Annotated in this window: 8 protein-coding genes; all 8 read left to right on the plus strand. The window is 63.4% G+C overall.

Annotated features, from left to right (window positions below; all coding sequences use genetic code 11):
* The first annotated feature begins 53 nt into the window (after positions 1-53).
* Entirely contained in the window at positions 54-857 is an 804-nt protein-coding gene (locus tag DUPY_RS22780) for a cytochrome C assembly family protein (protein WP_070251381.1), read from the plus strand.
* A complete protein-coding gene (locus DUPY_RS22785; RefSeq protein ID WP_070251406.1) occupies positions 854-1,159 on the plus strand; it encodes a PP0621 family protein in 306 nt (101 codons plus the stop codon). The genes DUPY_RS22780 and DUPY_RS22785 overlap by 4 nt, the downstream gene beginning before the upstream one ends.
* Before the next feature lie 4 nt (positions 1,160-1,163).
* The gene (locus DUPY_RS22790; protein WP_070251383.1) at positions 1,164-2,858 is read left to right on the plus strand and encodes a two-component system sensor histidine kinase NtrB; all 1,695 of its coding nucleotides are present in this window, start codon (positions 1,164-1,166) and stop codon (positions 2,856-2,858) included.
* A 14-nt stretch (positions 2,859-2,872) separates the two neighbouring features.
* The gene (locus DUPY_RS22795; protein ID WP_084640856.1) at positions 2,873-4,285 is read left to right on the plus strand and encodes a sigma-54-dependent transcriptional regulator; all 1,413 of its coding nucleotides are present in this window, start codon (positions 2,873-2,875) and stop codon (positions 4,283-4,285) included.
* The gene (gene ampD / locus DUPY_RS22800) at positions 4,282-4,893 is read left to right on the plus strand and encodes a 1,6-anhydro-N-acetylmuramyl-L-alanine amidase AmpD (protein ID WP_070251385.1); all 612 of its coding nucleotides are present in this window, start codon (positions 4,282-4,284) and stop codon (positions 4,891-4,893) included. The genes DUPY_RS22795 and ampD overlap by 4 nt, the downstream gene beginning before the upstream one ends.
* 311 nt (positions 4,894-5,204) lie before the next feature.
* Positions 5,205-8,165, plus strand: a complete 2,961-nt coding sequence (locus DUPY_RS22805) for a ribonucleoside-diphosphate reductase subunit alpha (RefSeq protein ID WP_070251387.1) — start codon at positions 5,205-5,207, stop codon at positions 8,163-8,165.
* 129 nt (positions 8,166-8,294) lie between these two features.
* On the plus strand, positions 8,295-9,410 hold the full coding sequence (locus DUPY_RS22810) for a ribonucleotide-diphosphate reductase subunit beta (protein WP_070251389.1): 1,116 nt from the start codon (positions 8,295-8,297) through the stop codon (positions 9,408-9,410).
* Between the two features lie 1,066 nt (positions 9,411-10,476).
* The coding region (locus tag DUPY_RS28685) for a hypothetical protein (protein ID WP_371851816.1) at positions 10,477-10,943 on the plus strand (467 nt) is incomplete at its 3' end.

Here is a 10,943-nt window from a genome sequence, read left to right on the forward strand (position 1 = left end):
ACTGGGGCGAACGGATGGCTGCCGCCGAGTGAGCGATAGTGTAAACTGGGTGCATGCAGACCTATTTGTTCATCGCAGCCATCGCGCTGTATCTCCTTTGCGCCGCCTTGCCGTCGCGCCGTGGCACGCTGGTGTCGGCGGTGACGGTCGTGGCCTGGATGGTGCATGGCGCCGGGTTGTGGACCGACGTCGCGGCCGACGGCTCGCTGCGGCTCGGTTTTGCCGCCATGCTGTCGTCGGCGCTGTGGGTGTCGGTGGCCGCGTACTGGATCGAAAACCGCAATTTCGGCCTCGACGGCCTGCGCCGCCTGGTGATGCCGGCTGCCGCGCTCACGGTCGCGTTGCAAGCGATCTATCCGGGCGCCCTGATCCCGCTCGGTGACAAGACCCCGCTGTTCGGCTGGCACATCGCGGTGGCCACGCTGGCCTACAGCACCCTGACGATTGCCGCTTTCCACGCCGTGCTGATGGCGCTGCAGGAGGCGCGCCTGCACGCGGCCACCGACCGCAAGACTTTTCTGTCGGGCGCGCTCGACCAGTTGCCGGCGCTGCTGACGATGGAAAAACTGCTGTTCCGCATGATCGGCATCGGCTTTACCTTGCTCACCCTGACCGTGTTGTCGGGCATCGTGTTTTCCGAACAACTGTTCGGCCAGGCGCTCAAGTGGGACCATAAATCGGCGTTTACCATGTTGTCGTGGCTGCTGTTCGCGGCGCTGTTGGCGGGCCGGCGCCTGCGTGGCTGGCGCGGCAAGACGGCGCTCAGTTTTACCCTGGCGGGGTTCGCCACCTTGCTGCTGGCGTATGTCGGCAGCCGTTTCGTGTTTGAAGTGGTATTGCATAAGGGATGGGCATGAGCCGCATTTTGTTTTGGACAGCTTTGATCTGCCTGGTCGTCTTCGCGATCCGCAGCAAGATACGCGGTGCGCAAAAGCGCGCCGAACAACAGATGCGCGAAGCGCAGCAGCGGCAACAAGCGCAAGCGTCCGGTGGCTACGCGCCGCACGCAACCCCGCGCGCAACCTCGCAGGCCGCGATCGAGGCCGAAACCATGCTCGAATGCGCGCATTGCGGCGTGTTCTTCCCGGCCAGCGAAGCGGTGCGTTTCGACGGCGCCATCTACTGCAGCAAGGCGCACGCCGCCCTGCCACCGAACTGACGCCATGGAGCGCCTGCAAGCCCTTTCGGCTTCGCCCGGCGACTCCAGTGCTTCGGGGACCACCCGCGCCACCTTCTGGCGCTCGCTGCAAACCCTCAACGTCACCCGCATCGTCATCGCGCTGGTGCTGCTGGTCTACCTGAGCTTTGACGGCCGCGGCCTGCGCGCCTCCGGCCACTACCTGTATTTGTGGATCTGCGTGGCCTACCTGGTGCTGGCCATCGTCTTCGCGCTGATGGCGGTGTACCTGCAGCGCCGCTTCCTGGTGCAGGTGCTCACGCAAATCGCCTGCGACCTGGCCATCATCTCTCTTTTATATGTTGACGGCGGCGGCTTGCGCAGCGGCCTGGCCATCCTGTACCTGTTTCCGCTGGCCGGCACGGCCATCCTGGCGCCGCTGGTGCTGGCGCTGTTTTGCACCGCGTTGGTCGCCCTGTTCATGCTGGGCGTGGGCTTGATCGAGGTGCTGGAGATGGCGGCCAACGATGGCAGCCCGATGCTGCAATCGGGCCTGTACGGCGCCGCCTATTTTGCCGCCGTGCTGGTGGTGAACCGCATGGCGGCGCGGCTGATCGGCCAGGAGGAACTGGCGATCCGGCGCGGGGTGGAGATCGGCGTGCAGCAGGCGGTGAACCGGCTGGTGATGGCCAACGTGGCCGACGGCGTGCTGGTGGTCGATGCCGACGGCCGCATCCGGGCCGGCAACCCGGCCGCCCAGCGCATGCTGGGGTTGACGGGGACTGAGCTGTCGGCATCGGAAGATCATGCGCCGCTGGCGCTGGCCTACGCCGAGTGGCGCGCCGATCCCGCACTCGATACCGCCTTCATCACCTTGAAGCCGTATTTCAGCATCCGCCTCAAGGCCCGGTTTGCGGGCGTGGACCTGGGCGGCGTGAGTGAGGGCGGGGATGGTCCCGGCCAGTCGCGCAGCGTGATCTTCCTGCAGGAGGTGAGCGAGATCGAGGAGCGCGCGCAGCAGCTGAAATTGGCCTCGATGGGCCGGCTCACCGCCAGCATCGCCCACGAGGTGCGCAATCCGCTGTCGGCGATCGGCCACGCCAACGCGCTGCTGGAAGAAGACATCGACGATCCCGGCCAGCGGCGCCTGCTGCGCATCGTCGGCGACAACGTCAAGCGAGTCAACCGCATCGTCGAGGACATCCTGCAGCTGTCGCGCAAATCCCACGTCCGGTACGAGCCGCTGGCGCTGGACAGCTTCCTGGCCGAACTGCGCGACGAATTCGTCGAGACCGAGGGCCTGCAGCCGGACGTCATCGCACTCTCGGTGGCGCCCGGGACCACCGTGCATTTCGACCCGCTGCACCTGCGCGAGGTGATCGCCAACCTGGTCGGCAATGCCTTGCGCTATGCCAGCGGCGCGCCGGCGTCGGTGCGGCTGGACCTGGTGCGGCAGCCGAACTGGCTCGAATTGCACGTGCAGGACGATGGTCCCGGCATCAGCGGCGAGGTGCGCGCGCATCTGTTTGAACCGTTTTACACCACATCGAGCAAAGGAACCGGGCTGGGGCTGTATCTGGCGCGCGAAATGTGTTTGAATAATGAAGCGCGGCTCGATTATGAATACCGCCTCGATAGTGCCGCTATCGATGATGGTCTCGAGGACAGCCACGATACGCATCGCGCAGCTCGCCGGTCCGGCGGTCGCTTTGTCATCACTTTCGCACCACCGCAAAAGTAATCGAAAGGCTGCCCATGGGCGTGAGGTCTCCCCGCGTGCTCGTCGTCGACGATGAAGCCGACCTGCGCGAACTGCTCGAACTGACCCTGGTTAAAATGGGGCTCGATGTCGACAGCGCCGCCACCGTGGCCGAGGCGCGTGCGCTGCTGGCCCGCCACCCCTATCAGCTGGTCCTCACCGACATGCGCCTGCCCGATGGCCTCGGGCTCGAACTGGTGCGTGAAGTCGCTGCCACGTACAAGAACACGCCGATCGCCGTGGTCACCGCCTTTGGCAGCGCCGACAACGCGGTGGTGGCGCTCAAGGCCGGCGCCTTCGATTACATCGCCAAGCCGGTCGCCCTCGACCAGCTACGCTTGCTGGTGCGCTCGGCGCTGCGCGTGCACGACGCCGCGCCCGGTGCGCGCGCGGTGGATGTCGACGACGTCGATGGCCCCCTGAAAGGCGGGTCGGCCGTGATGGCGGCGCTGCGCGCGCAGATCGCCCGGCTGGCGCGGTCGATGGCGCCGATCGCCATCCACGGCGAATCGGGCAGCGGCAAGGAATTGGCCGCGCGCGAAATCCACGCCCGCAGTCCGCGCGCCGGCCAGCCCTTCATCGCGGTGAACTGCGGCGCGATCCCCGAGGCGCTGATGGAAGCCGAGTTTTTCGGCTATCGCAAAGGAGCTTTCACGGGCGCCGCCGATGACCGCGACGGCTTTTTCCAGGCCGCCAGCGGCGGCACCCTGCTGCTCGACGAGGTGGCCGATTTGCCGCTGGCGATGCAGGTGAAATTGCTGCGGGCGATCCAGGAGCGGCGCGTGCGCAAGATCGGCGCCACGTCGGAAGAGCCGGTCGATGTGCGCCTGATCAGCGCCACCCACAAAAACCTGGCGCGCTGCGTGGAGCAGGGCGCGTTTCGCCAGGACCTGTTCTATCGCCTCAACGTGATCGAGCTGGCGGTGCCGCCGCTGCGCGAACGCCAGGGTGATTTGCCGGCGCTGACCGACGCCATCCTGGAGCGCCTCGGTGGCCCGCACAAGGCGGCGCTGGCGCCGGGCGTGCTCGAAGCGCTGGCCGGCTACCGCTTTCCCGGCAATGTGCGCGAGCTGGAAAACATCCTCGAACGGGCGCTGGCATTTGCCAACGACGGCGTGATCGAAGTGGCCGACCTGGCGCTCAAGTCTGGCCTGAGCGGACCGGCAAGCGATGATGCGGCGCCGGCCGCGCCGTCGTCTGCTGCCGCTGCGTCATCCTCATCGCCAGCGCCAGGCGCCTTGCCGGCCAACCTGCCCGACTACCTGAGCGCCATCGAGCGCGATATCATCGTGCGGGCACTGGCGCAGACGCAGTTCAACCGCACCCAGGCCGCGCAACTGCTGGGCATCAGCTTCCGCCAGTTGCGCTATCAAATGCAAAAACTCAATATCCAGGAACCTGAAACATGAAGCAAGCAGTAGCAGTGGCGGTAGCTGCCATCGACGCCGACGGCTGGTGGCCGGCGGCCGCGCGCTATGACAGCCCGTTCATCGACGCGCGGCCCGACCCCGACGACATCTCCCTGCTGGTCATCCACAACATCGGTCTGCCGGGCGGGCGCTTCGGCGGTCCGCAGGTGTCGGACCTGTTTACCGGCCGCCTCGATTATAATGTTGACCCCTCGCTGGCCGACCTGCGCGGGGTGCGGGTGTCGAGCCACTTCTTTATCCGGCGCGACGGCCGCGTGGTGCAGTACGCCGCAGCCGGCGCCCGGGCCTGGCATGCCGGCGTCTCGCAGTTCCGGGGGCGGGCAAAATGCAACGATTTTTCGATCGGCATCGAGCTCGAAGGCAACGACCATACGCCGTTCGAGGCGGCGCAATACGCGGCGCTGGGGGACCTGACTGCGGCCTTGCTGGCGCGCTACCCGGTGACCGATGTACAAGGGCACGAACACGTCGCGCCGGGCCGTAAAACCGACCCCGGCGCGTTTTTTGATTGGCAAAAATATAGTGAATCATGTGAATCGTTAGTACCCGCTAACCCCGGATTGCGCGTGGTGAAAGGGCTTCCGTAAAGTCAATCGAAAAATTGCCTTAACCGCCAAAAAATACCCTTGCATGGGTACTTGGCGGCTACTACAATCAGTGCATGGAATTCGCTTTGCCACTAGATGTAGTAGTTCTCAAGGCACTGGTTCTTCACCTAATTGTACGGCTCGGGGCCAGGGCAACACCTGATTCAGCACGACATTCAGTAATACATTCAGCAACACATTGAGCACCAACGGCCAGCCTGGTTCGCCCGGCTGCATGCTTTATTTTTGCCATTTTTATTTACAACATACATCGCGCAGCATCGGCTGCACGCTGTTACCGGGGAGCTTTAATGCAATCTACTCAAGACACCACCTTCAATCCAGCGCTGGTCCCAGCAGCCGCTGCGAGCGCCGCCAGCAGCCCGTCCACGGCCGCCAGCGACCTCGGTGACTACCGCATCATCCGCCGTAACGGCGCGGTCGTCGCGTTTGAACCGTCGAAAATCGCGATCGCCGTGACCAAGGCCTTTTTGGCCGTGAACGGTGGCCAGGGCGCCGCCTCGGCCCGCATCCGCGAATTGGTAGAGCAGCTCACCGCCAGCGTGGTCTCGGCCCTGGTGCGCCGCCAGCCTTCGGGCGGCACCTTCCACATCGAAGACGTGCAAGACCAGGTGGAACTGGCGCTGATGCGCTCGGGCGAGCATGACGTGGCCCGCGCCTACGTGCTGTACCGCGCCAAGCACATGGAAGAGCGCCGCCTGGCCAAGGAAGCCCAAGGTGGCGCCGCCGCCATCACCGCGCCGCAAATCCACGTGCTGGAAAACGGCGAACGCAAGCCGCTGGAAATGAGCCGCGTCACGAGCCTGATCAACGCCGCCTGCATCGGCCTGGAAAAGCACGTCGATGCCGACGCCATCGTCGCCGAAACCCTGAAAAACCTGTACGACGGCGTGCCGGTCGAAGAACTGCACAAGTCGGCCATCCTGGCAGCGCGCGCGCTGATGGAAAAAGACCCGGCCTACTCGCAAGTGACGGCCCGCATCCTGCTGCACACGATTCGCAAGGAAGTCTTCGGCAAGGAAGTCGCGCAAGGCGCCGCTGCCGCCGAGTACATCACGTACTTCCCGCAATACATCGCCAACGGCATCAAGAACGAACTGCTCGACGCCAAGCTGGCCGAGTTCGACCTGGAGCGCCTGGCCAAGGCGCTGGTCGCCGACCGCGACCTGCAATTCGGTTACATCGGCCTGCAAACCCTGTACGACCGCTACTTCCTGCACGTGCGCGACGTGCGCATCGAAATGCCGCAGGCGTTCTACATGCGCGTGGCCATGGGCCTGTCGCTCAACGAACAAGACCGTGAAGCGCGCGCCATCGAGTTCTACCAGCTGCTGTCGTCGTTCGACTTCATGTCGTCCACGCCAACCCTGTTCAACTCGGGCACGCTGCGCTCGCAGCTGTCGTCGTGCTACCTGACCACCGTGTCGGACGACCTCGAAGGCATCTACGACGCCATCAAGGAAAACGCGCTGCTGGCCAAGTTTGCCGGCGGCCTCGGTAACGACTGGACGCCAGTGCGCGCCCTGGGGGCCCACATCAAGGGCACCAACGGCAAGTCGCAAGGCGTGGTGCCGTTCCTCAAAGTGGTCAACGACACCGCCGTGGCGGTCAACCAGGGCGGCAAGCGCAAGGGCGCGGTCTGCGCCTACCTGGAAACCTGGCACATGGACATCGAAGAATTCCTCGACCTGCGCAAGAACACCGGCGACGACCGCCGCCGCACTCACGACATGAACACGGCCAACTGGATTCCCGACCTGTTCATGAAGCGCGTGATGGAAAAGGGCGACTGGACCCTGTTCTCGCCATCGGACACCCCGGACCTGCACGACCTGGTCGGCAAGGCCTTCGAAAAAGCGTACGTCGCTTACGAAGCCAAGGCTGCCGCCGGCGAAATCCGCGTGTTCAAGAAAATCGCCGCGCTCGACCTGTGGCGCAAGATGCTGTCGATGCTGTTCGAAACCGGCCACCCATGGATCACCTTCAAGGACCCATGCAACATCCGTTCGCCGCAGTCGCACGTGGGCATGGTCCACAGCTCCAACCTGTGCACCGAGATCACCCTGAACACCGGTCCGGACGAAATCGCCGTCTGCAACCTCGGCTCGGTCAACCTGCCGGCGCACATGAAAGAAGGCAAGCTCGATCACGTCAAGCTGCAAAAGACCATCCGCACCGCGATGCGCATGCTCGACAACGTCATCGATATCAACTACTACGCCGTCGATAAGGCCCGCAACGCCAATATGCGCCACCGTCCGGTGGGCCTGGGCGTGATGGGCTTCCAGGACTGCCTGCACATGATGCGTGTGCCGTTCGCCTCGCAGGAGTGCGTCACTTTCGCCGATACCTCGATGGAAGCGGTGTGCTACTACGCCTACCTGGCCTCGACCGAGCTGGCCGAAGAGCGTGGCCACTACGCGTCGTACAAAGGTTCGCTGTGGGACCGTGGCATCCTGCCGCAAGACTCGATCAAGCTGCTGGCCGAAGAGCGCGGCGGTTACCTCGAGCAGGACCTGTCGGCGGCCATGGACTGGACCCCGGTGCGCCAGCGCATCGCCAAGTTCGGCATGCGCAACTCGAACTGCGTGGCGATCGCCCCGACCGCCACCATCTCGAACATCATCGGCGTGTCGGCCTGCATCGAACCGACCTTCCAGAACCTGTACGTGAAGTCCAACCTGTCGGGCGAGTTCACCGAGATCAACGGCTACCTGGTGCGCGACCTGAAGGCCCGCGAGCTGTGGGACGAAGTCATGATCGCCGACCTGAAATACTTCGACGGTTCGCTGACCAAGATCGACCGCATCCCGGACGACCTGCGCGACATTTACGCCACCGCCTTCGAAGTGTCGCCAAGCTGGCTGGTGGAAGCGGCTTCGCGTCGCCAGAAGTGGATCGACCAGGCCCAGTCGCTCAACATCTACATGGCTGGCGCCTCGGGTAAAAAGCTGGACGAGACCTACAAGCTGGCATGGCTGCGCGGCCTGAAAACCACCTACTACCTGCGCACCACCTCGGCCACCCATACCGAGAAATCGACCTCCAAGACCGGCGCCCTGAACGCCGTGGCAGTCGATGGCGGCATGTCGGCCAGCGCCAAGGCTGCGGCTCCGGTCGCGCCGGTGTCGGCCGGTGTGACGGTGGCGGCGGTGTCCGCCGTCGCTGCCACCGCCGACGACGCCGATGGCGAAGCCTGCTACCTGCGTCCTGGCGACGACGGTTTCGAGGAATGCGAAGCCTGCCAATAATCTGCCACGGTGCGGTGACGGTGAACGCTATAGCCACTGCTAAGCCATCGCCGCCGTAACCGCGCACCGCTAGCCCAAGCGCCGTCCCGGGCTGCCGGGACCATACATATATATACAAGGAACTACATCATGTCGCTCTCCTGGGACGAAGACACCGCACCGGCCGCACCAGCGGCCATCAACCCTGCCGCGCTGGAAGGCGAAGGCACCACCGCCGAGCAGGTGGCGCGCCGCGTCAACGCCGACGATAAACGCATCATCAACGGTAAAACCGACGTCAACCAGCTGGTACCGTTCAAGTACAAGTGGGCGTGGGACAAGTACCTGGCCGGCTGCGCCAACCACTGGATGCCGCAGGAAGTGAACATGCAGCGCGACATCGAACTGTGGAAAAACCCGAACGGCCTGACCGACGACGAGCGTCGCCTGGTCAAGCGCAACCTCGGCTTTTTCGTCACCGCCGACTCGCTGGCCGCCAACAACATCGTGCTGGGCACCTACCGCCACATCACGGCGCCCGAGTGCCGCCAGTACCTGCTGCGCCAGGCCTTCGAGGAAGCGATCCACACCCACGCCTACCAGTACATCGTGGAGTCGCTGGGCCTGGACGAAGCCGAGATCTTCAACGCCTACAACGAAGTCAAATCGATCCGCGACAAGGATGAATTCCTGATCCCGTTCATCGAGACCCTGACCGACCCCGCCTTCACCACCGGCACCGTGGAAAGCGACCAGAAGCTGCTCAAGTCGCTGATCGTGTTCGCCTGCCTGATGGAAGGCCTGTTCTTCTACGTCGGCTTCACCCAGATCCTGGCGCTGGGCCGCCAGAACAAGATGATGGGCGCCGCCGAGCAGTACCAGTACATCCTGCGCGACGAATCGATGCACTGTAATTTCGGCATCGACCTGATCAACACCATCAAGATGGAAAATCCGCTGCTGTGGACTCCGGCCTTCAAGGAAGAGATCAAGCAGCTGTTCCTGCAGGCCGTGGACCTCGAATACGCGTACGCCGAAGACACCATGCCACGCGGCGTGCTCGGTCTGAACGCCACCATGTTCAAGGGCTACCTGCGCTTCATCGCCAACCGCCGCGCCACCCAGATCGGCCTCGAGACGCTCTTCGACCAGGAAGAAAATCCATTCCCATGGATGAGCGAGATGATCGACCTGAAAAAAGAGCGCAACTTCTTCGAGACGCGCGTGATCGAATACCAGACCGGCGGCGCGCTGAACTGGGATTAAGCTTCCGCCACGCTCCACCAAAAACCCGGCCAGCTGCGCCGGGTTTTTTTTCGTCCCGACGGCGCCGGCTTGTTCTCGTGGTGGAGATGGCCGCATCGTGCGATAGCCGAGCACCATGGATTCGGCGTGCACCCATAGCGTAAGCGCACGTCCCTCGAGATGCGGTTCGGCGTTGACGCCGCATCGAAGCGCGCCAATGCCTGCAAGGGTTTTCGTCGTCGGCGCCGAATCGCTTAACGCGGTTTTACATGATGCGGCCGCGCGGTGCGTACCTCCCAAACGCAGTAGACATGCGGTGCACCACTGCTTTGTGCTTGCCATTCGCCGGACTCTGTCTCATAATCGCGACGAATTTGAAAACGGTATGTGGCGACAGCGCGCAAGCGATGCGCGTGCGGTTGCGGATGTGGAAGCGGGTGGCGAGCGATGTGCGCGGAGCGCGTCGCAAACGCAGACACCCAGGCGGAGACTGGTGCGCTTTGAAGCGGTCAAGTTTCGTGCGGCGTGGCAGACGCGCTTCTCCACGCGGACGAGCGCACGCGATGCGGTGCGACGGCGCGGCGCGATGGAAGCGCGGCGCGGCACGTATGTGAAATGCCGAGCATATGAAGTAAAAAAGCCGGCGATTCGCTGCTGTGCTGGTTGCGCACCGATAAGGTTTTCGTGTACTTTACGAACATGAAAAAGCGTGTATGTAAACACTGACCGCGAGACAGAATACCGGGACACTGATTCACACCTATGCACAAGACCACACCGTTTTCGAATAGCCGTCTTGCCTGACCGGGTTCAGGCCGGGCGGTTTTTTGTTTGAAGCGAAAGCGATGGTGGCTGCGACGAAGGTCATGGAGCTGAGGATACGCCCGACCTGCCGCACACGTCGCAACAAGATTTTATGCTGTACGCCGCGCCGGCCACGGACGGCGCACAGCTCGATGGCTGAAGCGCTGCACTCGTGAGGGGTTGCAGCAGTTCAGCTAGTGCCGAATTCATTAGCGCAACCGACATCGTTTGCGCCGATGAATAATTCGCCTGGCCCAATCCGGGGTCGGACGGGTTTTAAATCTTGTATGTGAATTTTCCCATCCCCGATGAAGGAGAACTAGTTATGGCAACCGCCGCAAAAAAACCAGCAGCAAAAAAGCCGGCTACTAAAGCCGCCGCGACCAACACCGCAGCCAAAAAGCCTGTCGCCGCCAAAGCAGCAGCCGCCAAACCGGCAGCGAAGCCAGTAGCGAAAAAAGCTGTCGCCGCCAAGCCGGCAGCGAAAGCAGCACCGAAGGCAGCCGCCAAGCCAGCAGCGAAAGCAGCACCGAAGGCAGCTCCAAAAGCAGCAGCGAAGGCAGCTTCAAAAGCAGCCGCCAAGCCAGCAGCTAAAACAGCAGCTAAGGCAGCACCTAAGGCAGCAGCCAAGCCAGTAGCGAAGAAAGCTGTCGCCGCCAAACCGGTAGCGAAAAAAGCCGCCGCCAAGCCAGCAGCCAAAGCCGCTCCAAAAGCAGCCGCCAAGCCATCAGCGAAAGCCGCACCTAAGGC

The sequence above is a fragment of the Duganella phyllosphaerae genome (genome assembly GCF_001758785.1).
Taxonomy (GTDB): Bacteria; Pseudomonadota; Gammaproteobacteria; order Burkholderiales; family Burkholderiaceae_D; genus Rugamonas; species Rugamonas phyllosphaerae.

Coding starts and splice junctions, on each gene's coding strand:
- DUPY_RS22780 (WP_070251381.1), top strand. CDS start 54: ATGCAGACCTATTTGTTCATCGCAGCCATCGCGCTGTATCTCCTTTGC.
- DUPY_RS22785 (WP_070251406.1), top strand. CDS start 854: ATGAGCCGCATTTTGTTTTGGACAGCTTTGATCTGCCTGGTCGTCTTC.
- DUPY_RS22790 (WP_070251383.1), top strand. CDS start 1,164: ATGGAGCGCCTGCAAGCCCTTTCGGCTTCGCCCGGCGACTCCAGTGCT.
- DUPY_RS22795 (WP_084640856.1), top strand. CDS start 2,873: ATGGGCGTGAGGTCTCCCCGCGTGCTCGTCGTCGACGATGAAGCCGAC.
- ampD (WP_070251385.1), top strand. CDS start 4,282: ATGAAGCAAGCAGTAGCAGTGGCGGTAGCTGCCATCGACGCCGACGGC.
- DUPY_RS22805 (WP_070251387.1), top strand. CDS start 5,205: ATGCAATCTACTCAAGACACCACCTTCAATCCAGCGCTGGTCCCAGCA.
- DUPY_RS22810 (WP_070251389.1), top strand. CDS start 8,295: ATGTCGCTCTCCTGGGACGAAGACACCGCACCGGCCGCACCAGCGGCC.